23 protein-coding genes and 2 pseudogenes are annotated in these 23261 nt (G+C 64.8%); 16 read left to right on the forward strand and 9 right to left on the reverse strand.

What is annotated here, in order from left to right; translation table 11 throughout:
• Nucleotides 1–294: 294 nt before the first annotated feature.
• The 4 genes from HYG77_RS23930 to HYG77_RS23945 form a co-directional block, all read right to left on the reverse strand.
• Nucleotides 295–1557, reverse strand: coding sequence for an acyl-CoA dehydrogenase family protein (locus HYG77_RS23930; RefSeq protein ID WP_208960838.1), 1263 nt, complete (start codon nucleotides 1555–1557; stop codon nucleotides 295–297).
• Nucleotides 1558–1683: 126 nt separating this feature from the next.
• Entirely contained in the window at nucleotides 1684–1881 is a 198-nt protein-coding gene (locus HYG77_RS23935) for a 2-hydroxymuconate tautomerase family protein (protein ID WP_109332463.1), read from the reverse strand.
• Between the two features lie 4 nt (nucleotides 1882–1885).
• Nucleotides 1886–2692, reverse strand: coding sequence for a fumarylacetoacetate hydrolase family protein (locus tag HYG77_RS23940; protein ID WP_208960839.1), 807 nt, complete (start codon nucleotides 2690–2692; stop codon nucleotides 1886–1888).
• A complete protein-coding gene (locus HYG77_RS23945) occupies nucleotides 2689–3486 on the reverse strand; it encodes a 2-keto-4-pentenoate hydratase (protein WP_208960840.1) in 798 nt (265 codons plus the stop codon). The genes HYG77_RS23940 and HYG77_RS23945 overlap by 4 nt, the downstream gene beginning before the upstream one ends.
• Nucleotides 3487–3589: 103 nt before the next feature.
• On the opposite strand from HYG77_RS23945, the gene HYG77_RS23950 reads away from it, so the two are divergent.
• Nucleotides 3590–4384 carry an IclR family transcriptional regulator gene (locus HYG77_RS23950; protein WP_109332459.1) on the forward strand — a complete coding sequence of 265 codons (795 nt, stop codon included), beginning with the start codon at nucleotides 3590–3592 and terminating at the stop codon, nucleotides 4382–4384.
• 6 nt (nucleotides 4385–4390) lie between these two features.
• Here the strand turns inward: HYG77_RS23950 and HYG77_RS23955 are convergent, their stop codons facing one another.
• The 3 genes and pseudogenes from HYG77_RS23955 to HYG77_RS40990 form a co-directional block, all read right to left on the reverse strand.
• Nucleotides 4391–5197 carry an IclR family transcriptional regulator gene (locus HYG77_RS23955; protein WP_109332458.1) on the reverse strand — a complete coding sequence of 269 codons (807 nt, stop codon included), beginning with the start codon at nucleotides 5195–5197 and terminating at the stop codon, nucleotides 4391–4393.
• Nucleotides 5198–5347: 150 nt separating this feature from the next.
• Complete coding sequence (locus tag HYG77_RS23960) at nucleotides 5348–6337, reverse strand: hypothetical protein (protein ID WP_208960841.1); 990 nt, start codon at nucleotides 6335–6337, stop codon at nucleotides 5348–5350.
• A 160-nt stretch (nucleotides 6338–6497) separates the two neighbouring features.
• Nucleotides 6498–6875, reverse strand: a pseudogene (locus tag HYG77_RS40990) (alpha/beta hydrolase); the annotation flags it as partial.
• Between the two features lie 637 nt (nucleotides 6876–7512).
• On the opposite strand from HYG77_RS40990, the gene HYG77_RS23965 reads away from it, so the two are divergent.
• From HYG77_RS23965 to HYG77_RS23980, 4 genes are read left to right on the forward strand one after another with little or no spacing between them, the layout of a single operon-like run.
• Nucleotides 7513–8679 (forward strand): cytochrome P450, encoded by a 1167-nt coding sequence (locus tag HYG77_RS23965; RefSeq protein ID WP_208960842.1) that lies wholly within the window; start codon nucleotides 7513–7515, stop codon nucleotides 8677–8679.
• Nucleotides 8680–8684: 5 nt separating this feature from the next.
• A complete protein-coding gene (locus HYG77_RS23970; RefSeq protein WP_109335284.1) occupies nucleotides 8685–9005 on the forward strand; it encodes a 2Fe-2S iron-sulfur cluster-binding protein in 321 nt (106 codons plus the stop codon).
• Nucleotides 9002–10237: an FAD-dependent oxidoreductase gene (locus HYG77_RS23975; RefSeq protein ID WP_208960843.1), complete on the forward strand. Its 1236-nt coding sequence runs from the start codon at nucleotides 9002–9004 to the stop codon at nucleotides 10235–10237. The genes HYG77_RS23970 and HYG77_RS23975 overlap by 4 nt, the downstream gene beginning before the upstream one ends.
• A gap of 22 nt (nucleotides 10238–10259) precedes the next feature.
• Complete coding sequence (locus tag HYG77_RS23980; RefSeq protein ID WP_109332454.1) at nucleotides 10260–11288, forward strand: LLM class flavin-dependent oxidoreductase; 1029 nt, start codon at nucleotides 10260–10262, stop codon at nucleotides 11286–11288.
• A gap of 559 nt (nucleotides 11289–11847) precedes the next feature.
• Here the strand turns inward: HYG77_RS23980 and HYG77_RS23985 are convergent.
• A complete protein-coding gene (locus HYG77_RS23985; protein ID WP_109332452.1) occupies nucleotides 11848–12741 on the reverse strand; it encodes a LysR family transcriptional regulator in 894 nt (297 codons plus the stop codon).
• A gap of 315 nt (nucleotides 12742–13056) precedes the next feature.
• On the opposite strand from HYG77_RS23985, the gene HYG77_RS23990 reads away from it, so the two are divergent.
• The 7 genes from HYG77_RS23990 (at nucleotide 13057) to HYG77_RS40705 (ending at nucleotide 19688) form a co-directional block, all read left to right on the forward strand.
• A complete protein-coding gene (locus HYG77_RS23990) occupies nucleotides 13057–13476 on the forward strand; it encodes a cupin domain-containing protein (protein WP_208960844.1) in 420 nt (139 codons plus the stop codon).
• Between the two features lie 4 nt (nucleotides 13477–13480).
• On the forward strand, nucleotides 13481–14674 hold the full coding sequence (locus HYG77_RS23995; RefSeq protein ID WP_109332450.1) for a cupin domain-containing protein: 1194 nt from the start codon (nucleotides 13481–13483) through the stop codon (nucleotides 14672–14674).
• A complete protein-coding gene (locus tag HYG77_RS24000) occupies nucleotides 14667–15791 on the forward strand; it encodes an alpha/beta hydrolase (protein ID WP_244373082.1) in 1125 nt (374 codons plus the stop codon). The genes HYG77_RS23995 and HYG77_RS24000 overlap by 8 nt, the downstream gene beginning before the upstream one ends.
• Before the next feature lie 118 nt (nucleotides 15792–15909).
• Nucleotides 15910–17406 carry a 3-oxoacid CoA-transferase gene (locus HYG77_RS24005; RefSeq protein ID WP_208960846.1) on the forward strand — a complete coding sequence of 499 codons (1497 nt, stop codon included), beginning with the start codon at nucleotides 15910–15912 and terminating at the stop codon, nucleotides 17404–17406.
• Nucleotides 17407–17626: 220 nt separating this feature from the next.
• The gene (locus HYG77_RS24010) at nucleotides 17627–18736 is read left to right on the forward strand and encodes an alcohol dehydrogenase catalytic domain-containing protein (RefSeq protein WP_208960847.1); all 1110 of its coding nucleotides are present in this window, start codon (nucleotides 17627–17629) and stop codon (nucleotides 18734–18736) included.
• Nucleotides 18737–18835: 99 nt separating this feature from the next.
• Nucleotides 18836–19324 (forward strand): ATP-binding protein, encoded by a 489-nt coding sequence (locus tag HYG77_RS24015; RefSeq protein WP_244373084.1) that lies wholly within the window; start codon nucleotides 18836–18838, stop codon nucleotides 19322–19324.
• A gap of 235 nt (nucleotides 19325–19559) precedes the next feature.
• Entirely contained in the window at nucleotides 19560–19688 is a 129-nt protein-coding gene (locus HYG77_RS40705) for a hypothetical protein (RefSeq protein WP_280123277.1), read from the forward strand.
• 233 nt (nucleotides 19689–19921) lie between these two features.
• On the opposite strand, the pseudogene HYG77_RS39825 reads toward HYG77_RS40705, so the two are convergent.
• Nucleotides 19922–20071, reverse strand: a pseudogene (locus HYG77_RS39825) (IclR family transcriptional regulator); the annotation flags it as partial.
• Nucleotides 20072–20273: 202 nt separating this feature from the next.
• On the opposite strand from HYG77_RS39825, the gene HYG77_RS24025 reads away from it, so the two are divergent.
• The 4 genes from HYG77_RS24025 to HYG77_RS24040 are packed head-to-tail and all read left to right on the forward strand — an operon-like array spanning nucleotide 20274 to nucleotide 23249.
• A complete protein-coding gene (locus tag HYG77_RS24025; RefSeq protein WP_109332443.1) occupies nucleotides 20274–20576 on the forward strand; it encodes an urease subunit gamma in 303 nt (100 codons plus the stop codon).
• A gap of 8 nt (nucleotides 20577–20584) precedes the next feature.
• The gene (locus HYG77_RS24030; protein WP_208960849.1) at nucleotides 20585–20899 is read left to right on the forward strand and encodes an urease subunit beta; all 315 of its coding nucleotides are present in this window, start codon (nucleotides 20585–20587) and stop codon (nucleotides 20897–20899) included.
• Nucleotides 20896–22617, forward strand: coding sequence for an urease subunit alpha (locus HYG77_RS24035; RefSeq protein ID WP_208960850.1), 1722 nt, complete (start codon nucleotides 20896–20898; stop codon nucleotides 22615–22617). The genes HYG77_RS24030 and HYG77_RS24035 overlap by 4 nt, the downstream gene beginning before the upstream one ends.
• Nucleotides 22617–23249 (forward strand): urease accessory UreF family protein, encoded by a 633-nt coding sequence (locus HYG77_RS24040; RefSeq protein ID WP_208960851.1) that lies wholly within the window; start codon nucleotides 22617–22619, stop codon nucleotides 23247–23249. Before HYG77_RS24035 ends, HYG77_RS24040 begins: the two co-directional genes overlap by 1 nt.
• Nucleotides 23250–23261 lie beyond the last annotated feature (12 nt).

Below are 23261 nucleotides of genomic sequence, written 5' to 3' on the forward strand. Positions count from 1 at the left end.
TCTCGAACGACGTTCGAGTGCGATCCGGTCTGCACGTCGCCGAAGTGGACGGTTTCACGATCACCGTCGATGTGTACCGGCCCGATATCGGCGATCCGCCGGCGGTGATCTACCTGCACGGCGGAGGGTGGCAGGTCGGTGGCAAAAGGACGATGCCGACGAGCGATTGTCCCGGCTGGCTTCTCACGGTATCGCCGTCGTCTCCGCGAACTATCGGCTTGGGCCATGATGTGACTTCGGTTACGGCTCGGCCGGTGCCGACACGAGAGTCGGCACCGGCACCGCCGGTCGTCTTCAGCCGGTGATTTCGCGTCCGAAGATTTGCCGCGCGAGTACCCACTTCTGGACTTCGTTCGCGCCCTCGTAGATTTCGCCGATCTTGCTGTCACGGTAGAACGCCTCTACCGGTCCATCGGTGTCGTCGGCGCCGAGGGATTGGGTGAATCCGAGTCCACCGAAGGCCTGTACGGCATCGCGGGCCATGTCCACAGAGATTTCGGTGCCGCGCAATTTGGCCATCGCGGCCTCCGGTTCGGGGAAGGCGATCCCGGAGTCGAGCCGCAGCGCCGCCTTGAGGTACAAATCGCGAGCCGATTCGATCGTCGTTGCCCGGTCCGCCATCAGAAACTGCCAATGCTGCTTGCCGGCAAGCGGTCCGCCAAAGGCATGTCGTCGAGCAAGGTGAGCGGCGGTGTGGTCGAATGCCGCCTGGGCCATTCCCACCCCGGCCGCGGCGATACCGATTCGTCCGTAGGTCAGTGTCTGCAACGCGATTTTCAGGCCACCGCCCTCCTCGCCGAGCAGCGCGTCGGAGTCGAGGTGAACCTGCTCGAGGATGACATCGGCGGTGATCTGTCCCTTGTTGCCGAGCTTGCGATCCGGGGTGCCGATGGTGACGCCTGGGGTGCCGGTGGGCACGATGAAGGTGCTCAGCCGGTCGCCGGTGCGGGCGAGCACCACCACGAACGAGGCGACAGCGGAGTTGGTGATCCAGCGCTTGCGGCCGTTGAGCACCCACCCGGTGGGTGTCGGGGTGGCTTCGGTGGTGACGGCGGTCGGGGACAGGTCGCTCGACGCGCCGGGCTCGCTGGTGGCGAACGATCCGACGATCTCGCCGGCCACCACGGGGGCGAGCCATCGTCGTCGCTGCGCGTCGGTGCCCTGATTGACGGCGTTGCCAGCGAGGATGCAGTGCACGTCGAAGATCGCGGCGACGCTGTTGGAGTAGTACGCGAGTTCCTCTACCGCGACGGCGGTCGCGGTCGCGCGATGGGTCAGGTCGTCACCGCCGACGTCCCCGGCGAACGGGATGCGGAACACTCCGGCCGAGGCGAGCGAGTCGAAGGCGTCGCGGGGGAAGCCGTCGATGCGTTCGTCGCTGCGAGCGATGCGGCTCGCTATCGGCGCGATGGTGTCCGCAGCGACCCGCCGTACCCGGCGGCGCACCTGCTGAATCTCGGGCGGGGAGAGCAGGTCGTGGTACAGCCGGTCGGCGATGCGCGGCGGATCGAAGATGTCGAGTTCGGTGTCGGCGTCGACAGCATGAATTGTGGTCACGGAGGCTCCCAGAAGAAAGACGGTGGTGTCCTTAAGGTCTACGGGCCGCAGCAACCGGGGACAACGCAGAGTCGGCAATGCCGACCGGCACCCCACCAGCCGGTCAGCATCGTTCGGCCACGCCGATCAGCGTGCTGCGCGCCGTTCGGCGATGGTGACGTCGCCGGCGGCCCAATGCGTCTCCGGGACTTCGCGGATCACGACCCGGATGTTCTCCTTCGGAGCATCGATCGACCGGTGCGCGGCTTCGGTCAATTCGTGGATCAGTGATCGGATCTGCTCCGGGGAACGGCCCAGACCTATGGTCACGTCGATGAACGGCATGCGGTTATCCTCCCGAAATAGTGATGGAACCGAGCGAGGTGAAGTGGGCGGCGACTCGGGCGCCCGGTTCGACCGCGACGGCGTCCGTCATCCCCCCGGTCAGTACCACCCATCCGGCTTCGATGGCGTGACCCCTCTCCGCCAGGGTGTTTGCGGCAAACGCGAGCGCTTCGGCCGGATGGCCATGCACGGCGGCGCCGGTCGCGGTGTCGACGATCTGGCCGTCGATCTCGAGTAAGCACGCCTCGAGCGCGAGGTCGAGATCCTCGGGACGCCGCAGTACCGGACCGGTGACGTACACACCGGACGAATTATTATCTGCGACAGCATCTTCGAGGGTAAACTTGAATCCGGCGTAGCGACTGTCGATGATCTCGACGGCACCGAAAACATGGTCGACCGCCGCCAATGCCTGGGCCGCAGTGACTCCAGGGCCGGCCAACCGACGGCTCATCACGAACGCAATCTCCGGCTCTGCACGTGGGTGGATCAGCCGGTTCCGGGGGACCGGGTCACCGGCGGGCAACGCCATGACATCGGTCAGCCAGGCCACCGAGGGGGCGTCGACACCCATCTGCCGCTGCTTCGCCCGGGAGGTCAGTCCCAACTTGATGCCGGTGACGACCTCACCGCGGGCCTTGCGGGTGGCCAGGGCGATGTCCTGCGCCTCGTACGCGACGGGCAGGGTCAGTCCGGACCACTCCGCCGACAGGGAAGTACGTGAGGTGGTAGTGCCTTCGGCGTCGAGGAGGATGTCGGCGATGCGGCCGGCACTCCAGCGCTGCTCGCTCGTCTGCTGTTCGCGGTTCACTGTTCTGCTCGCTCTCCGAGGACGGCGGACACAGTGCCGAGTCCGCTCATGTTGGCCACGACGGAATCGCCCGGCGAGATGGGAAACGCCTTGGTCATCGACCCCGGCAGCACCACGTGGCCGGGCTCGAGGGTCACACCGAGCGGGCCGACCGTGTTGGCCAGCCACACCAACGAATTCAGCGGGGAGCCGAGCACGGCACCGCCGGCGCCGGTGGCCACCAGCTCACCGTTGATGTGCAGCGTGCAACCAGTCAGGCGCAGATCTACGTCCCGCAGCAGCACCGGACGGCTACCGAGGACGACACCCCCGGAGGAGGCGTTGTCAGCGATGGTGTCGAAGATGCCGATCTTCCAGTCCCGAATCCGCGAATCGACGATCTCGAGCGCCGGAAGCACGAACTCCACGGCACGGACGGCGTCGGCGATCGTGACCCCCGGCCCGGTGAGCGGGCGGCCCAGGACGAACGCGGTCTCCGGCTCGATCCGCGGCTGGATGTACGTCGCGGCCGGAATCGGCTGATGCTCGAGGTGGAACATGCTTGCCGTCAGGTGACCGAAGTCGGGCTGTTCCACCCCCATTTGACGTTGGATCGCAGCGGACGCGAGCCCGACCTTGTGCCCCTTGACGGTGTCACCGTCCTTTTCCCACTGCTCAACCTGAGCTTGGGCGATGCGGTAGGCAGTCGACAATTCGGCTTGCGTGAACTCGGGAGTCAACGGATCGATCGGCGTACCGGTCCGGTACGCCTCCAGCAGCCGCTGCGCGGCGCCTTGTACCTGGTCGGAAGACATGAAGACCTCGGGCTTTCCTCGGACGCCCCGCGTCGCTGTCGCAGCTCCGCCGGGGATGTGACGTGTTGCACTGAACTCCCACCATCGGGCACTATGGGCCGTTATGCAAGACGATTGTGCCGGTGATCGGCACAGCACCTCCGGGGCGACGGCCGCCGGCGACGCAGGCTCCATCGCCCGTGCGGTGGCCGTGCTCGATACTCTCGGCGCCGCCGATACCGCCCTCGGAGTCTCGGAGATCGCGCGCCGTTGCGGTCTACCCAAGTCCAGCGTGCAGCGCATGCTCAAGGCGCTGCTTTCGGCGAGACTGCTCGAGCGCGAGGGCACTGGCTACCGGCTCGGGCTCAAACTGTTCGAACTCGGTCAGCACGTGCCCCGCCAACGTGACCTGCGGGAGGCCGCACGCCCGTACATGGCTGACCTGCAGGAGGCGACGGGCCATTCGGCCCACTTCGCGGTCCTCGACGGTGACTGTGTGGTGTATCTGGAGGTGTTGCACAGCCCGAACTCCCCGCCGCTGCCGACTCGGATGGGCGGTCGTTGGCCCGCACACGGCACCGGCATCGGCAAGGCCATCCTCGCCTTCTCCGACCAGACCGTTGTCGAGCACATCCTCGCCACCGGCCTCCCACGCCTGAGCGAACGGACCATCGTGGAGCCGGGCCGGTTCACCGCCGAGCTGGCCCGGATCCGTGAGCGCGGCGTGGCCTACGACCTGGAGGAGTCGCGGGCCGGCGTCGCCTGTGTGGCGAGTCCCGTCTTCGGGCTCGGTGGTCAGGTTGTCGCCGGAATTTCGGTGTCCGGGTGGCACACTCGTATCAACCTCGACCATTCGGCGGCCGCCGTGCGGACCGCCGCGTTGAGTCTGTCGCGGTTCCTGTCGATGCGTTCGGGCTGAAGTAGGTCAGCTTGCGGCCGCGACCGTCGGATCGTCGCGTTCGGTCTGCACCACGGGGTCCGCGGAGTTCGCGATCGCCCGGGAGATCTCGGCGCCGGCCGCGATCACAGCACTTTTGAACTCGGCTTGGGCAGGCACGAACCGGCTGGCCGGCACACTCATGCTCACTGCCGCGACGACGACGCCCATCTCGTCCCGAATGGGTGCTGCGACACAGTGCACCTCCGGGACCGCCTCACCGGCGTCGAAGGCACACCCGGACCGCAGCACCGACCGCAGTTCCTGCGCCAGGGAGGCCGGGTTGATGATCGTCGACGGAGTCAGTCGCCGCAGCGGCTTGTCGGTGATGTTGCGTTCGATCTCGCCGGGGTCGCACTGAGCCAGAAGGACTTTGCCGACTGCGCTGCAATGCGGTTCTAGGTGGGCGCCGATCCGTGCTCCGGCGACGTTGATGATGTGGTTGCCGAGCACCTTGTCGACGTAGAGCACCCGATACCGCTCCATGACGGCCAGGTGGGTGGTCTCGCCGTACTTGTGCGCAAGGTCTTGAATTATCGGGGCGGCGCACGACCGGACGTCGACGGTGCCCTTGAGTGTCTGATTCAATTCCACCACCCGCCAGCCGATGCGGTAGCGGCCGCGGTTCCGGCACTGCAGCAATCCGGTCTCGACGAGCGAGGTGAGCAGGGCATAGGCACTCGAACGCGGTACGCCAATGGCAGCCGCGACTTCGGACGCACCCCATTCCGGACGGGGCACGGTGAACAGATCCAATACGGGACCGATCCTTTGAACCGTTTGAAGAGGCGCCACAACATTCCCTTTCACTCACGCGACGACCGTGCAGCCGCCTCCCGAGTGTGTGGGGTGGATCACACAGGGGTCCACCCCAGTGTGCCGGTGACCGGCACATCTCGTTGAATCTGCGCAAATTGGACTGTGGGCGCCGTAATGGGGCCCGCTTCAGCTCGCGAGTGCGGATTCTCGGACGGGTGCACTGAGCCCTCCGGCGCAGTGCCGGAACTCGAGCCACTGGACTGGGTCTACTGCGGACCAGGGGCTGCGGCAGTCGCCGAGTCGCTCGGCGACCCTACAAGCCAGCATCTCAGGTGACACCGCGTTCGGGCCGGCTGTCGCCCCCAGGTGCTGCAACGGGCCGAGAACGAACTCGTGCGACGTCGCCGACACACGCCCCCGTTCATTGGCGATGAGTCCGGACGAGTTCACGCGCAGCCCCGCCAGCACCGCTGGAAGCGCGCCGGTCGCGTTCACCACCAGTTGCGCCGACCGACGTCGAGTGGATCCGTCGAGTGCGCCGGCAACGACCGCCTCCACGCGGGAGCGTCCCCGGATTCCCACCAACTGGTCGTATCCACACACGGTGACGGAGACTCCATCGACACCGGTAGGCAGGTCGTGGACCAGGGTTTGCTCTTTACGCGGTGCGCCGCCCAGCACAAGAATCTCGCGGGTGCCGCCACGCTCCGCTCTCCGGCCGAGGTTTCGGACCGCGGCACACGCCCGCTCACCGGAGCCCACAACCACCGCCTGATTCCACACCCCCAGAGCCGTAGTCTCATCGGCGATATCGTCGGCCCACACGCTCCCGGGCAACTCGGCGCCGGACACCGGCAACACGCGCTCGCGGAACGACTCGAACGCATACACCACGGCGTCGTACCGGGCGATCAGGTCACCCCGGCTGATCGACCTCACATCCGGAACGACCAGGGTGCGAATATCCGCGCGGGGCACGGTGTGGCGTCGCAGGTCGGAATCGGTCGGATTCGAGACCAACACGTCCACGATCAACCCGCCCCCGCAACGATCGGCGAGGCTTTCGACGAAATTTCGGCCACCATGGCCACCGATCAGCGCCACGCGGCGGTACTCCGAGGGCGCCCGCCGCTGCGAACCGCTGCCGCTCATCAGAACTACCGAAGAGTGTTCCATGCCACACACCCTGCGCCCTCGCACCTCCATCCCGGGCACAGATTCGGCTATTCGAGACAACTGCGCCTAATTGCGCCGAAAGAGCCGGCAAAACCACACCGGCGTGCCGATCACCGGACCGCCTTCGTAGCATGACCAGACCTACGACCTACGACCTACGACCTACGCCGTTACCGCCGGCTGCGCCTGTGCCGGCAAGGATGATCCGGCGAACCAGCGCAGGCTGCTGATTCACGATCACCTGCGAGAGGAATCCCCGAGGGAGAATCCCATCAGGTCGGCTTGCTCGAGGCTGAGTGCTCGGATGATGGCGCGTCGTCAGCCATGGTCGCGACGGTGGTGGGCGTGTGACCTTCACATGCGCCGATACCGCGGTTGTCGAAGGTAATCACGCGACGTTCCGATGCGATTCCGTCGATGACACGCGGGTCCCAGTCGTCGAGGACCGCGTGAAGTGGTGCAGGAAGACAACGGGCACGCCGGTGCTCGGCCCGAACTCGCGATAGGCGAACCGCTTTCCGTCGACGTCGACGCTCAGGGTCGGAGACGTGTTGCAATTCTGGGCGGGGCTTGCTGGTTCATATTTTTCTGAACTAACGGCATGTTCTGCCGGGGTTGACCTGAGGGTTCTCGACCGACTCCTGCCCTGCTGCTGGGACCGCCGTGGGCACAGCGGTGGCCGCGTACCGGTGGCGTAGCCGCCAGGGTGAGCGGGGGAGGGGCAGTTGCCTTAGCCGTCGCGTTTGGGGCGCAGGGTTGTACGGCCGTTGCGGCGCAACAGCGCCACCGTCTGGACGGATGTCTCGCCCGGTGGCGGCGGACGATTCCCCCGCGATGTCCGAGAAACTTAGGAGGCGCGGGCCCGTTAACGAATACGCCTTGCGCTGGTGCCCGTCCGCGGTCAGGGCAGTCGCGGCGACCTCGGCTATGTCCTGCACGTCGACGCATTCACTCCCCGCACATCACTGCGTCGAGAAGAAAGTCTTCGCTGAAGTCCTCCTGTAGGTGGTTCTACCTGCCGATACCCGCGAAGAAACGACGGCTCCAGTGAATACCAAATCCGACGTTACATAAGCAAAGCCAATCTTCCAGGTCGGAAAGACTAGTTTTACATAAATTGTGTCGACTGACATATTCGTAGCTGTACATGACGCACAACACATAGGGGCGACCAGATGTCGGTATCTTACGCGGCAGAAGTCCAGGTAGCAGCCTTGGAAGCCGACCCGTACGGGGTGTATGCCCGCCTGCGAGCGGAGGATCCCGTGGCGTGGGTCCCGTCGGTCAATCGCTATTTTGTGACGCGGTTCGATGATGTGATGCAGGTCGAGCGCAACCCTGAGCTGTTCAGCTCCGTCGAGGAGCCTTCGCTGATGACTCGCGCCATCGGGGCCACCCTGTTACGCAAGGACGGCGATGATCACCGCCGGATCCGCAAGGCCGCCGAGGGACCGCTTCGGCCGAAAGTAATCAAGGAGCTTTGGGCACCAGCATTTCGGAACAATGCGGACGAGTTGATCGACGCATTCATCGAGCGTGGCGACGCCGACCTCGTAAGTGAGTTCGCTGCGCCGCTGGCAGCACGCAACCTGGGTACCATCCTCGGCCTACACAACGCCACTGCCGGCGACATCCAGCGGTGGTCGCAGGCTTTCATCGACGGTTGCGGCAATTACACCGACGATCCCGAGGTTTGGCGACGGTGCGCGACCGCCTGCGAGGAACTCGACGACGCCGTGACCGAAGTAATCCCGGCCGCCAAACGCGACCACGCTCCCACGGTGATCTCGTCGATGGCCACTTCTGGTCTGTCCGACGACGAGATCCGGACCAACATCAAGATCTTCATCGGGGGTGGGGTGAACGAGCCCCGCGATGCGACGGCGGTGGCCATCTTCGGCCTACTGCGTCATCCTGCACAGCGAGATGCGGTGCTCGGCGGGGAGATCAGCTGGCGCAAGGTCTTCGACGAGGCAGTTCGATGGATCTCACCGATCGGTATGTACCCGCGCGAGGTGACCGGCACCGTCGAACTCGGTGGGAAGAAATTGCACCGTGGTGACAAGCTCGGTGTCATCATCGCCTCTGCCAATCGCGACGAGACCGTCTTCGCCAAACCAGACGCCTTCGATGTCCATCGAGACGTGGCCTCTCATGTGGCATTCGGTGGGGGTCCTCATTTCTGCCTCGGAACCTGGGTCGCGCGTATCTCGATCGCCGACATTGCATTGCCGACGATCTTCCGCCGGCTGCCGAACTTGGCACTGCCGCGGCCCGACGACGTGCAAATGGCGGGCTGGGTTTTCCGCGGACCCACTACGCTGCCTACAACTTGGGAGTGATGACAATGCCGACCATCCAATTCGTCCAGCACGACGGGCGCACCGACAACGTCGACGCATCCATCGGTGCGAGTCTGATGAAAGCTGCGGTCGCAGCCGGCGTACCCGGCATACTCGCCGAATGTGGCGGGCAAGCCATGTGCGCGACCTGCCACGTTCACGTGCGCTCGGATGCCGACGCTTTGCCACCGGTCACCGAGGACGAGGACGAAATGCTCGACTGCGCAACCTCACCCCGCGTTTCCAGCAGTCGGCTGAGCTGCCAACTACCGGTGACCGAGGAGTTCGACGGAATGATCGTTTACGTGCCGGAGGAGGAACTGTGAGTTCCGGTGTGGTGATCGTAGGGGCCGGCCAAGCAGGAATCACGGCCGCGTTCACGCTACGCGATCGTGGATACGGAGGGCTCATCACCGTCCTCGGCGCCGAAGACGAGCTCCCCTACGAACGCCCGCCGCTGTCGAAGAACTACCTGTATGCCGACCCCACTGCCTCGCTCGACCTCGCCTTTCGGCCGGAGCAGTATTACATCGACCGGGGCATCACGTTGCGACTCGGCTGTACGGTCACCGCGATCGACCGGGCCGGTCGCCAGCTCTCGCTCGACGACGGGTCGGCAATGCCCTATACGGACTTGATCCTGGCCACCGGGACCAGCCCGATCGTGCCGCCCATTCCGGGGGCGGATCTCGGCGGTGTGCACGTGTTGCGTTCCCTCGCCGACGCGCGAGCGTTACGCCAGGAATTACGCGGCGCGCAGCATCTCACCAGCATCGGCGGTGGATTCATCGGCCTGGAATTAGCCTCGGCAGCGAGCAGGCTCGGACTCGAGTCATGTGTCCTCGACATCGCCGACCGGGTACTGCAACGTGCGGTGTCGACTACGACGAGCGACTACCTCACTGCCACGCACCGCCAACGCGGGACCCGCGTGCAACTGAGCACCGGCCTCGCAGAAATAGTCGGTGATGACCGCGTCCGAGCGGTCGTCACTACCAACGGTGAGAGTATTCGTACCGACCTGGTGGTGATCGCCGTAGGTGTTCGACCGAATACCCGCCTCGCACAGGAAGCGGGACTCGAGGTCGCCAACGGCATCGTCGTCGACGAACACCTCCGCACCCCCGATCCCGCGATCTTCGCGATCGGCGACTGCGCCAACTTCCCCGACGGCTTCTCCGGACTGCGAATCCGCCTGGAATCGGTGCAGGCCGCCACCGATCACGCCCGACTCGTCGCCGCACAGATCACCGGCGATGACCCCGGACGGTACCGCAGCGTGCCATGGTTCTGGAGCCACCAGTCCACCACCAAGTTACAAATCGCCGGGTACACCTCCTGCTCGGACAAAGACATCATCCGCGGTGATCTCGAATCGGGACGATTCTCCATCTTCCGGTATGACCAAGGTCAGCTTCGCGCTGTCGAATCGATCAACCGTCCCGCTGATCACGTCAATGCACGCCGCCTGCTGGCAGCAGAAGTGTCGCTCACACCCGACGACATCGCCAGCGCCGCCGATCTACGTTCGCTTCTTCCGGTCGCGACGAGGGTCTGAACTCGACGAGGAGTATCCCACCATGGAGATCAACTGCGTTTTCCCGCCGGCCATCAACACACCCGACCACATCGTGCTAGCCGAAGAACTCGGCTACGAACGCGCGTGGGTGTACGACGTTCCCGTGTCATACGCCGACACCGGGGCCACCCTGGCCTTCGCGGCCAAACGCACCTCGTCAATTCGCCTGGGCGTGTCCGTATTCACCCCCCACCTACGCCATCTCACCGCAAACGCTGCACTGATCGCCTATCTGGCAACACTCGCCCCCGGCCGCTTCGATGCCGGTATCGGCGCCGGCTTCACCAGCTCAACGTATCTGGGCCGCAAACCGTCGAGATGGGCCTACATCGAGGAATACGTCCTGGCATTGAAGGAACTACTCGCCGGCCGTGACGTCGAATGGGAGGACACCACACTGAGCCTCATGCACAGCCCCGCATCAGGTATCAGCTATCCGGTCGACGTCACATACTGGATCGCCGCGCACGGACCGAAGGGCTTCGGCGTTGCGCAACGCCTCGGCGCGGGTGTGGTCACCAACCCCACCCACGGTGACAACCCAGTTCCGTACCAAGGTGCCTGCAACCTGACCTACTACGGCACCGTGCTCGACGACGACGAACCCATCGACTCACCCCGCGCCATCGACGCCGCAGGACCGGGTGCCTCACTCGCTCTTCACATGGGTGAACACGGTCCGCTGGCCGGAATGCCCGAGGCAGCCGGCTACGCGGCCGCCGTCGCCCGAGTACCCGAACACCGCCGGCACCTGGAGATCTACCGCGGTCACCTCATCGAGCCGAACGCCATCGACCGGCAGTACATCACCGCCGATGTGGTCCGCCGCGGAACCATGACCGGCACCCGCGCGGAAATCGCCGCCACGCTCCGCAAACTGGAGGACGCCGGCGCCAGTGCCGTGCTCTATCAACCAGCCGGCCACGATATTCCCCGCGAGTTGCGGGCCTTCCGCGAGGCCGCGGATCTTCGACACTCCCTCACCGCAGCCTCGACCAGCACCCACACCACGGAGACTCCACATGTGTAGAGTCGTCACCGGACACGACAGCCTCGTTAATTCCATTGCCGTATCCACCGGTTGAGCTGCACGCGCACAACACTTCTCGTCGCTCACCGGATTTTCCTCGACGGTGGCGTGGTCAACCCGACCCGACGGACACCTTGGATCTTCCACGCTGCCGGAGCAGTGATACTGTTCCCGCTGATCAACACCGGCAACCTTGCCTTGGCCGCCCTCGGAAGCATCTTCGGTGTCCTTCCGACCGCGCTCACCTACGCCGTCCTCCTGCCATACTCAGCGAGCAATTCCCGATCAAGATCCGGTACACCGGCATCTTCCTTGCTTACCAGCTCGGCGACATCGCCGGCGGCGGAATAGCGCCGATCATCGCAACGGCACTTTTGGCAGCGACCGGCACCTCGACGGCGATTGGTCTCTATATGGTTGCAGCCAACGTACTCATGCTCATCTGCGTGTTCGGGCTGCGCGATAGCCCCCGTACGCTTCGCATCGGTGTCCAGTACGCCGGACTGAAATTACGTGGCAGGCCGATTAATCGCAGGAGACTTCGAGGCGGGTACGACCATTAGAAGAGGTCCTTCGCCGCCTCGATCAGCGTTGCCGCGCGTCGCGTCAGTTTGACCGCTTCCGGCCAGGCGAGGACGACGCGACGCACATCGGTGGAATCGCGAATCGGCAGGGCGACGAGAGGTTTTCCTTCGTAACTCACATCGACCGGCCACTTCTGAACGAGGATCGAGTATCCCAGTCCCCGCGCGACCAGGCACCGCACCAATTCGATGTTGGGTGTTACGTGCCGAATGTTGGGACTCAGTCCCTCGCTGCGCAGCATCTGCGCAGCATTGCGGGCGCTCGGGGCATCGAACATGATCAACGGAAGATCCGCGACATCGGACAACGAAATCGCTTCCTGATGGGCGAGTGGATGTTCGGCCGACAGGATCACGTAGGGGGTTGTCGTTTTGACGGTGGTTGTGGTGAGCGGGGCATTGCTGTCGTCGGCGTAGAGGAACGCGACTTCACATCGCCCTTCGACGAGCGCATCTCGCATCTCCTCACCTGCACCCTCGATGACGGTGACGGTCAGGGATGGATGACGGGCGGCGAACTCGTCGAGGACGGGCGGAATGACGAACGGTGCCAGTGTCACGTAGCAACCGACGGTGAGCGTGCCGTGCAGCGTGCTGCTCAATGAGTGTGCGTCGCGCCGCAACTCGCCTGCGGCTTCGAGTACCCGACGCGCATCAGACAGCACCCGTGCACCAGCGTCGGTCAGCACCACTCCTTTGGCCTTGCGCCGAACCAGGAGCTGCACGGCGAGGTTCTTCTCGAGATCCGCGACCGCCAGAGACACGGCCGCTTGCGACGCATGGCAGGCCTGAGCCGCGGCGGTGATCGATCCCAGACGCGCGGCCGCCTCGAAGTACTCGATCTGACGAAGCGTGAAATCAGACGACATAAGCAAAACCAATCTTTCAAGTCGGAAAGACTAGTTTTACACAGATTGTGTCCGCTGTCATATTAGTAGCAGTAAATGACGCACAACACGAAGGGCATCAAATGTCGGTATCTTTCGCGACAGAAGTCCAGGTCACAGCCTCGACTGGTGCAGATATGGTCCGCCGCGGAACCATGGCCGGCACCAACACCACGGAGACCCAAAATGCGTAGAGTCGTCACCGGACACGACAGCGTCGGCAATTCCATCATCGTATCCGACGGTCAACCTGCACGCGCACACCACTTTTCATCGTTTCCTGGATTCTCCTCGACGGTGGCGTGGTCAACCGACCCGGCGCAGCCGGTCAGTGTCACCGGCGACGATCCCGCACCCGGTGTGCAGTCCCTACTTCCTGCGGTCGGCGAAACCCGGCTGATCATCCTGACCCTGCCACCCGATTCCACTATGGCCGAGCCCACCTTCGACGGCCCCGGATACGTCGCCGAGCAGCTCGCGCATTCACCAGGGCTTGCCGAAACGTTCGAGCCCAATGGAATGCACCGCACCCCCACCATCGACTACACCCTCGTCCTCGACGGTGACGTCACCCTCGAACTAGACAACGAGGTCACCACCGACCTGCACCCCGGCGACCTCGTCGTGCAGAACGCCACCCGACACGCGTGGCGCAATCGCAGCGGCCGCACCGTGACACTGGCCGCGATCCTCATCGGCACCAAGCAGGAGAACTGAGACCATGCCTTACTTCACCCAAGTCGGTCACGTTCCGCGTAAGCGCCATGTCGCATTCCGCCAACCGGACGGCTCACTGTATTGGGAGGAGCTGATCGGGGAGGACGGCTTCGTCGGCGACACCTCGCTGCTCTACCACCGCAATCCGCCGAGTGCGCTGACGGCGATCGAGACCGTCGAAACCGCAGACGAGGGCCTGCACGCGAACCAGCCGCTCTCGCCGATCCACCTGACCCCGCACAGCCTGCCCATCAAGGGCGACGCGGTCTTGGACCGAGTGTTGTTGCTGTCCAACGACGATGTCCGCATCTCCTATGCCGTCGCCACCGAAGACAGCAGCCTGTACAAGAACAGCACCGGTGACGAACTTGCCTACGTCGAAAGCGGCAGCGGCGCCCTCGAGAGCACTTTCGGGCGGATCGACATCGTCGAAGGCGATTACGTCATCGTCCCGACTTCCACCATCCATCGGTGGACCGTCCGCGGCGACGAGGAACTTCGGCTGCTGTTCGTCGAAGCGCGCGGGCACATCGATCCGCCGAAGCGCTACCTGTCAGAGCGCGGGCAGTTCATCGAGGGCACCCCCTATTGCGAACTCGACATCCGTCGCCCCACCGAGCTGCTCGACGTGTCCGGCTCGGATGTGCCCGTCATCGTCCGGACCCGTACCGGGTTGACCCGCAACGTTCACAAGCACCATCCCTTCGACGTGGTCGGATGGCACGGCGGCATGTACCCGTGGAGCTTCAGCATCCACGACTTCGAGCCGATCACCGGCAGCCTGCACCAGCCGCCGCCGATGCATCAGATCCTCGAAGCCCCCGGGTTCGTCATGTGCAACTTCGTCCCGCGGTTGCTCGACTACAACCCGAACGCGGTACCGATCCCACCGTTCCACTCCAATGTCGACAGCGACGAGGTCCTCTTCTACGCGAAGGGACAGGCCAAGACCCGGCAGGGCACCGGCGTCGGGCTCGGATCGATCACGGTCCACCCGGCCGGGTTCATCCACGGCCCGCACCCGGGCAACGTCGAACGTGCGCTCGGCGCCGCCCGCGCCGACGAATACCAGGTGATGATCGACACCCACCGGCCCCTGCAGCTGTCCGCAGCTCTCAAGGACTGTGTCGATCCGGAATACCCGTTCACCTGGGCGAATCTGGAAGAAGGCGCACGGAAGGTGCCCAGTGATGCGTGAGTTGCTTCCCGTTCCGATGCAGGCCGCGATGGGCGGTGACGTCTACTCCGGCATCGCCCGCGCCTCCGGCACACTTTGGTGTGGCCGCGAACGCGCGAACGAGGGCCGGCGTTCGGACACCGTGCTGGTCTTCTGCCATCCGAGCTCCAACTTCGTCGGCCACTACGCCCTGACACCGTGTGCGGAGCTCGGGTTGGATGCGGTCGGGGTCGTCACCCGCTATGCCGGCAACGATACCCAGGTCATCCTCGAAAACTGTGTGGCCGATCTGGGTTCGATCATCAAGCACCTCCGCGAGGGGGAGGGGTACGAGCGCATCGTGCTCGTCGGTAACTCCGGTGGTGGCGGTTTGGCCGCCCTGTACCAGGCAGAAGCCGAGAACCCGAGCATCCGCGACGCTCCCGGCGGCGGAGGCACGGACCTCACCCGCGCCGAACTCCCGCCGGTCGATGCCCTGGTGATGCTCAATGCACACGCGGGCCGCGCCGACCTGATCCAGGGCTGGCTCGACCCGGCGATCATCAGCGAAGACGACCCCTTCCGGCGAGATCCCGAGCTGGATCTGTTCTCCGGTCGCCGTGTCCCCCTCGATCCGGAGTGGGTGGCCACCTACCGGGACGCCCAGGCCCGCCGGATGACCCGCATCACCGACTGGGTCAAAGCGCAACTGACCGAGCTGACCGAACGCTACGGCGCCGACGTGCCGGACCTGCCGTTCCGCGTTCACGGAACCTGCGCGGACCCACGATTCGTCGATGTCACCCTCGATGCCTCCGATCGTGAACCCGGGACGCTGTGGGGGGACCCGATGTCGGCGAATCTTCGACCGGTCACCCTGGGAAGTTTCAGCACCCTGCGATCCTGGCTGTCCCAATGGAGTGTCGCTGACACGAACGGATACGGCCCCACCTGCCTCGAGCGGGTGAGTGTGCCCGTTTTCGTCGCCTATGGAACCGCCGACCGCGGATGTTTCCCGTCTATGGCGTCCGCTCTCTATGAGGGTGCACCGCATCCCCGCAAGGAACTACTCGCTGTCACCGGGGCCGGACACTACTTCGACGGCCGACCCGACCTGGTATCCGACACGCTCACTTCGATCATCAAGTGGCTCGACTGATCTCGTCGAACGCCGGCCAGTACACAGGTATGACCTACCTACGCGTCCGACGCTCGGCGTGGTCGACAGACCGCGCCCAAGTATCGGATGCCAACCCGAACAGAAGAGGTCTTTTGTCATGGACAAGGTCGTCCGCACCGCACGGGAAGCGATCGAGGGAATCGCCAGTGGCGATTCTCTGTCGGTCGGAGGATTCGGTCTGTGCGGCATTCCCAGCGTCTTGATCGGCGCGCTCCTGACGACGGGCGTCGACAACCTCGAAGTGGTCTCGAACAACTGCGGTGTCGACGACTGGGGATTGGGGCTACTGCTCAACGAAGGACGCATCCGGAAGATGGTGGCCTCCTACGTCGGCGAGAACAAGGAGTTCGAACGGCAATACTTGCAAGGCGAACTCGAAGTCGAACTTGTTCCCCAGGGCACCCTCGCCGAGAAACTCCGGGCCGGCGGATCCGGCATTCCCGCCTTCTTCACCGCAACCGGGGTCGGCAGCCAAGTCGCTGAAGGCGGGCTGCCCCGGCGGTTCAATGCGCAGGGCCAAGTCGTGCAGAAGAGCCCGCCGAAAACGGTCCAGGAGATTACCTTCGCCGGCCGGACCCGCCCGTACGTACTCGAGGAAGCCATCACCTGCGACTTCGGGCTCGTACGAGCATGGAAGGGCGACCGGCACGGCAACCTCGTCTTCCGCAGGTCCGCCCGCAACTTCAACCCCCTCGCTGCGATGGCCGGACGGACCACCATCGCGGAGGTCGAGATCCTCGTCGACGCCGGAGAACTCGACCCCGACGAAATCCATGTCCCCGGCATCTACGTGCACCGAGTGCTGCCCCTCACTGCCGACCAAGCCGCCGACAAACGAATCGAGAAGCGCACCACGCTCTCCCGGCCGAAGTCGACACCCTTGACCACGGCAGGTGATACCATCGTGACCACGGACGTAGCGGCGGTGAGCGGCGCGACCCTGCGTGGTCTCTCACGGGAACAGATGGCCGCCCGTGCAGCCGCCGAGTTGTCGGACGGGGACTACGTCAATCTCGGTATCGGTCTGCCCACTCTGGTTCCGAACTACGTTCCCGACGATGTCGAGTTGGTGCTGCAATCGGAAAACGGTGTGCTGGGAACCGGGCAATACCCCTACGAGGGCGACGAGGATGCCGACCTGGTCAACGCCGGTAAGGCCACCGTCACCCTGCGCGAGGGGGCGTCGATCTTCGACTCCGCAACCAGCTTCGGAATGATCCGCGGCGGCAAGATCGACGTCGCGATCCTCGGCGCGATGCAGGTATCCGCCACCGGTGACATCGCCAACTGGATGATCCCCGGGAAGATGGTCAAGGGCATGGGCGGTGGCATGGACCTCGTCGGCGGCGCCAAGAAAGTCATCGTTCTCATGGAGCACGTGGCCAAGGACGGATCATTCAAAATCGTGCCATCGTGCACCCTGCCCATCACCGGGCTCGCGGTAGTCGAACGCATCATCACAAATCTGTGCGTCTTCGACATCACAGCCCACGGTCTCGTCTTGAGAGAGCTCGCGCCGGGAGTGACCGTAGAAGCCGTTCGGGCTGCCACCGAACCTGACTTCGTCGTCGAACTTTTCTCTTCCCCAGCCTGATACCAGATTCGATACCTGCCGGGGCCGCAGTAGCCTGCGTCATCGACGCGCACCAGCACACATCGCCGGGCTTCCGGGGGCGGTTCCGCTCACATCCGCCCCCACCAACCGCGGTCTGGCACCGACTTCAACCCCGGTACGTGCGCACCCACGCTGCTGCGGGCGCACCGCCCTACCTCGCACACATCCGGCCCACAATCAGCTACTCAGGAGATACACAATGAACTCGACCATGCGCGTCGCTCGCCTACACGCGATCAATCAGCCCATGAAAATCGAGGAACTCCCCGTTCCGGAACCGCGTCCGACCGACGTCCTCGTCGAGGTCAAGGCGTGCAACATCGTCCCGAACCTGCCAAATGTGCTCGCTTCTTACAGTGAGTGGTTCCCGCAACTTCCCCTCCCGAAGTTGCCCGCCACCTTCGGGCTCGACTCAACCGGGGTCGTTGCAGCGGTCGGCAGCCACGTAACGGACGTGGCAGTCGGAGACCGGGTATACGTCAACCCCGGTCTGTCCTGCGGGTCCTGCCGGGCATGTCGCCGCAACCAGGACCAGAACTGCGACTCCTACACGTTCATGGGCTACTTTTCGTTCGGCGTGAACGGACAGCGCCTTTTTGACGCCTACCCATACGGCGGGCTCGGCGAGTATCTCACGGCGCCGCAGCGCAACCTGGTCAAGCTTCCTGACACGGTCAGTTTCGAAGGGGGTGCCCGGTTCGGGTATCTCGGAACCGGCTATTCGGCCCTGAGGCGAGCCGGGGTCGGACCGGGATCGACCGTCTTCATCAACGGAATCTCCGGAACCCTCGGTCTCGGTACATGTCTCAGCGCACTCGCGATGGGCGCAACCCGCGTGTTCGGCACCGGCCGCAACACAGAACTCCTTGGAGAGGTCAGGAGAATCGCCCCCAGCCGCATCCATGTCGTACCCGCTACATCAGCTGACCTTCGCGGCTGGACCCGCGAGCACAACAACGGAGAGGGCGTCGACGTCGTGATCGACGCCCTCGGCCCCGAGGCTCCGGCCGATGCGTACCTCAACGCCCTCGAGACCTTACGGCGGGGCGGCATCGCGGTCAACATCGGCGGTATGATGGAACCCCTTCAGCTGGACATGATTTCGGTGATGACGAATCAGCTCACGATCCTCGGGAGTGCGTGGTTTTCCACCGCCGAAGCTCAAGACATGGCCGACCTCGTCGGCACCGGCCAACTCGACCTTTCCATCCTCGAGCATCACACATTCCCACTGGAAAAGATCAACGAAGCACTCAACGACCTGCCCGCCCGACATGGGGGTTTCACCAACTTCATTTGCGTTCCCTGACGATTAGGGCGTGTGGGATCAAGTCCGATCTGATCCAGATTATCGATGAGCGGAGCGTTGCAAGTCTCAACGTCAGTGGCGGAGCGTAACCTCGGCCCGGTGGCAGTGAACAAGACACGACGACCCCGGGTCGTGATGATGTGCGGGCCAGGTGGTGCCGGCAAGACCACCTACGCCAAGGGCCTGGAGCGCGAGGGTTGGACGCGTCTGTCGTTCGAGGTGGAGTTCTGGGATCGCGGAATCACGACGATGCCCTCCGCCGAAGTGGTCGCCGAGGTGGCAGCAGACCTGAAGGCGCGCTTGCTGCGCCATGTCGCGGCGGGGAACGATGTCGTGCTCGACTTCGGATTCTGGTTCCGGCGACAACGCGATGAGTTTCGCGCATTGCTCGCACCGCAGGGCATCCTGCCGGAGACTGTTTACATCGCGACGAGTCTCGAGACGATTCTAAGTCGGGTCGGTGACCGACACGGCAGGCGGGCGGACGATTGGCCGCTCACTGAGCAGACGGCGACGGAGTACTTCGAGCGGTTCGAGCCGCCGACGCCCGAGGAGGGGCCGCTCGAAGTGGTCCGCTGGGCCGCGTGAATCAAGTCGGTGTTGATTCATATCAGCGTGGCGGCGAGGGTGATCGCGGCACGGTAGGTGCCGGGCGGTTTTGTCTGAGCGCATCGCAATGCCTCGCCATTGCTCGAGCTTGTTGAAGCACCGCTCGACGACGTTGCGGCCCTTTAAGCGCTCCTTCTGCTCGTCGCCGAACTCGATCGGTCTGCCCGGCTTCTTCCGGCGGTGCCCGATCTGGTCATCGCCTTCGGGGATCGTCGTGGCGACCATCATCGTCGTGTCGTTGATGTTCCCGCCGGTGATCACCCAACCCAACGGACGCCCGCGGCCGTCGCAGACGAGATGGACCTTGCTCGTCAACCCGCCCCGCGAGCGGCCGATCCCGTGATCAAGCGGCTCTTCTCGCAGAATCTTGTGATTCGACCGAGCCCCCTGTGTCGCGGCCGAGGGTCGCCCGTGCTGATGTACGCGCGCGACGCACCCGTGCGGTACTTCCAGGCCATGCCCTCGACCGCGAGACGATGATCCGTCCGCGGTCGCGAACGCCCCGCCGGCACCGGCATCAACGGAACCAGAACAGCCCACACCTCATCTGAGATCTCCTGACGCGTCACGCAATTCTGGTGTGGCCACGCATACGATACCGGTGGCCGATTCCTCGTACTCGTAACCGACGCCCTCGATGGCGATCCGGGCGAAGTGAGTGCGCAACGGGCCAGCTAGGACGACGGTGCGAGGGGTGTGGCGGTGCAGTGCACCGGCTACACATTCCAGAAGGCAGCTGCACTGGCGGGGAAACCCCAGGATGTCGCGAACGCGACTTTTGAAACTGACATGCGGCGCGATAGGGCAGTGCTGTGACGATTTCGTGTCATCGGTGTTTCGGCCACGAGAACGATAGTCGGCGCAGGCGTGGGAGGTGCCACACTGCAGATCGTGGCAGTATTGCGACGCACCGACCGCAGGAGGACACATGCGCTTGTCGCCCCATGAGCAGGAGCGTCTGCTTCTGAGCTACGCCGCCGAACTCGCGCGCCGGCGGCAGCAGCGGGGCCTGACGCTCAATCATCCGGAGGCCGTCGCGATCATCACCGACCACATCCTCGAAGGGGCGCGGGACGGACGTTCGGTGGCAGAGCTGATGGTATCCGGGCGTGAAGTGCTCACCCGGTCGGACGTGATGGAAGGCGTCCCCGAGATGCTGCCCGACGTGCAGGTCGAGGCGACCTTTCCGGACGGCACCAAGCTCGTCACCGTCCACGATCCGATTGCATAGGAGACACCGTGATTCCAGGTGAGGTGTTCTGCGCCGACGGCGTGATAGCGCTCAACGAGGGCGCGCCCCGCACGCGGCTCGAGGTCGTGAACGCCGGCGACCGACCCGTACAGGTCGGGAGCCATGTCCATTTCCCGCAAGCAAACTCCGCTCTGCACTTCGACCGCGTGGCCGCGCACGGCTTGCGGCTCGACATCCCCGCAGGCACGGCAGTGCGGTTCGAACCGGGCATCGCGCAGACTGTTTCGTTGGTTCCCCTCGGTGGCAGGCGCGAAGTGCACGGGCTCAGCCTGACGCCTCCCGGAAAGCTGGACCCGTCTTGACCGAACTCACCCGTGCGCGGTACGCCGAGCTGTTCGGCCCCACCACCGGCGATCGTATCCGGCTCGCCGATACCGACCTGCTGATCGAGATCACCGAGGACCGCAGCGGGGGACCAGGCCTTGCCGGTGAGGAAGCTGTGTTCGGTGGCGGAAAAGTGTTGCGGGAGTCGATGGGGCAGGGCCGTGCGACGCGGGCCGACGGCGCCCCCGACACCGTGATCACCGGAGTGGTGATCGTCGATCACTGGGGAATCATCAAAGCAGACATCGGTATTCGTGACGGCCGCATCGTGGCACTCGGGAAGGCCGGCAACCCCGACACGATGTCCGGGGTGCACCCCGACCTGGTGGTGGGTCCCTCCACCGAGATCATTGCCGGGAACGGCAAGATCCTCACTGCCGGCGGGATCGACTGCCACGTGCACTTCATCGCACCGCAGATCATGGAAGAGGCGCTCGGCGGCGGCATCACCACGCTCGTCGGCGGCGGCACCGGACCGGCTGAGGGCAGCAAGGCCACCACCGTGACACCGGGGTCGTGGCATACCGCACGGATGCTCGAGGCGCTCGACGGCTGGCCGATGAACATTGCCCTGCTGGGTAAGGGAAACACCGTCAGCTCCGAGTCGATGTGGGAACAGTTGCGCGGCGGAGTGTCCGGTTTCAAGCTGCACGAGGACTGGGGTTCGACCCCCGCCGCGATCGATGCGTGTCTCACGGTGGCCGACGCCGCCGGCGTGCAGGTGGCCCTGCATTCGGACACGCTCAACGAAGCGGGTTTCGTGGAGGACACCCTCGCCGCTATCGCGGGCCGAGCGATCCACGCTTATCACACCGAGGGTGCGGGTGGCGGGCACGCGCCGGACATCATCACGGTGGCCGCACACCCGAACGTCCTGCCGAGTTCCACCAATCCGACTCGGCCACATACCGTCAACACACTCGACGAGCACCTCGACATGCTGATGGTGTGCCACCACCTCAATCCCAAGATCCCCGAAGACCTGGCATTCGCGGAGAGCCGCATCCGGCCGTCGACCATTGCAGCGGAGGATCTGCTCCACGATCTGGGCGCGATCTCGATGATCGGCAGCGACTCGCAGGCGATGGGGCGCATCGGTGAGGTAGTGATGCGAACCTGGCAGACCGCCCACGTGATGAAACGGCGCCGGGGTTTTCTTCCCGGCGACAACGGGGCAGACAACCAACGCGTCCAGCGTTACGTCGCGAAGTACACCATCTGTCCGGCGGTCGCGCACGGGCTGGAAGGGGAGATCGGCTCCGTCGAGGTGGGCAAACTGGCCGATCTGGTGCTGTGGGAGCCGGCGTTCTTCGGAGTGCGGCCGCACGCGGTGATCAAGGGCGGCATGATCGCCTGGGCGGCGATGGGTGATGCCAACGCCTCTATTCCGACGCCGCAACCGGTGCTGCCGAGGCCCATGTTCGGGGCGGCGCCCAGGGCCGCCGCGGCGACCTCGGTGCACTTCGTCGCCCCCCATGCACTCGAGGACGGTCTGGCCGATCGGCTCGCACTCGGCCGGCGGCTGGTTCCGGTCGCGAACGTGCGGTCCAGAGGTAAGGCCGACATGCCGCGTAACGACGCGCAACCCCGCATCGAGGTAGATCCGGATACGTTCACCGTCCGCATCGACGGTGAGGTGTGGGAGGAACAGCCGGCATCGGAATTGCCGATGGCACAACGTTATTTTCTGTTCTGATGCGCCTCGCTCATCTGTTCACACTTGCCGACTCCAGGTTGCCGACCGGCGGGCATGTGCACTCGGGCGGGATGGAAGAGGCCGTCACCAGTGGTCTGGTCCGCGACATCCCCACGATGGACGCGTTCCTCCGCAGGCGAATCCGGGCGTCCGGGCTGGTCGCCGGGTCGATCGCCGCGGCTGTGTGCGACGGCCGGCTCTCCACCGACCAGGGCGACCTCGAGATGGATGCACGCACCCCGTCGCCGGCGGCGCGTGCCTCGTCCCGCGCACAGGGAAGGGGCCTGCTGCGGTTGTCCCGCACCACCTGGCCCGAACAGAACTGGTCGCTGCTGGGAACGCGTCCGCACCTCCCGGTGGTGACCGGAGTGGTCGGGCGTCTCACCGGTGTCTCGGCCCGTGAGGCGGCGCTGGTCGTCGTCTACACCACCATGACCGGTTCCGCGATCGCCGCGCAACGGCTGCTCGCGCTCGATCCCGCGCAGGTCGCCGCCTGCACCTTCACCTTGGCGGATCTGTGCGATGACGTCGCCGATGACTGCGCGACCGGGCTCGCGAGCGTGTCCGATCCGCTTCTCGACGTCGTCGCCCAGCGCCACGTGGAACGAGACCGACCACTGTTCGTGTCCTGACGACTGAACCCT

The sequence above is a fragment of the Rhodococcus sp. ZPP genome (assembly GCF_017656075.1).
Taxonomy (GTDB): domain Bacteria; phylum Actinomycetota; class Actinomycetes; order Mycobacteriales; family Mycobacteriaceae; genus Rhodococcus_F; species Rhodococcus_F oxybenzonivorans.

Coding starts and splice junctions, on each gene's coding strand:
- HYG77_RS23985 (WP_109332452.1), bottom strand. CDS start 12,741: ATGTCGTCTGATTTCACGCTTCGTCAGATCGAGTACTTCGAGGCGGCC.
- HYG77_RS23995 (WP_109332450.1), top strand. CDS start 13,481: ATGCCTTACTTCACCCAAGTCGGTCACGTTCCGCGTAAGCGCCATGTC.
- HYG77_RS23970 (WP_109335284.1), top strand. CDS start 8,685: ATGCCGACCATCCAATTCGTCCAGCACGACGGGCGCACCGACAACGTC.
- HYG77_RS24025 (WP_109332443.1), top strand. CDS start 20,274: ATGCGCTTGTCGCCCCATGAGCAGGAGCGTCTGCTTCTGAGCTACGCC.
- HYG77_RS23950 (WP_109332459.1), top strand. CDS start 3,590: ATGCAAGACGATTGTGCCGGTGATCGGCACAGCACCTCCGGGGCGACG.
- HYG77_RS23935 (WP_109332463.1), bottom strand. CDS start 1,881: ATGCCGTTCATCGACGTGACCATAGGTCTGGGCCGTTCCCCGGAGCAG.
- HYG77_RS23960 (WP_208960841.1), bottom strand. CDS start 6,337: ATGGAACACTCTTCGGTAGTTCTGATGAGCGGCAGCGGTTCGCAGCGG.
- HYG77_RS23965 (WP_208960842.1), top strand. CDS start 7,513: ATGTCGGTATCTTACGCGGCAGAAGTCCAGGTAGCAGCCTTGGAAGCC.
- HYG77_RS24040 (WP_208960851.1), top strand. CDS start 22,617: ATGCGCCTCGCTCATCTGTTCACACTTGCCGACTCCAGGTTGCCGACC.
- HYG77_RS23945 (WP_208960840.1), bottom strand. CDS start 3,486: ATGTCTTCCGACCAGGTACAAGGCGCCGCGCAGCGGCTGCTGGAGGCG.
- HYG77_RS24005 (WP_208960846.1), top strand. CDS start 15,910: ATGGACAAGGTCGTCCGCACCGCACGGGAAGCGATCGAGGGAATCGCC.
- HYG77_RS23980 (WP_109332454.1), top strand. CDS start 10,260: ATGGAGATCAACTGCGTTTTCCCGCCGGCCATCAACACACCCGACCAC.
- HYG77_RS24000 (WP_244373082.1), top strand. CDS start 14,667: ATGCGTGAGTTGCTTCCCGTTCCGATGCAGGCCGCGATGGGCGGTGAC.
- HYG77_RS24010 (WP_208960847.1), top strand. CDS start 17,627: ATGAACTCGACCATGCGCGTCGCTCGCCTACACGCGATCAATCAGCCC.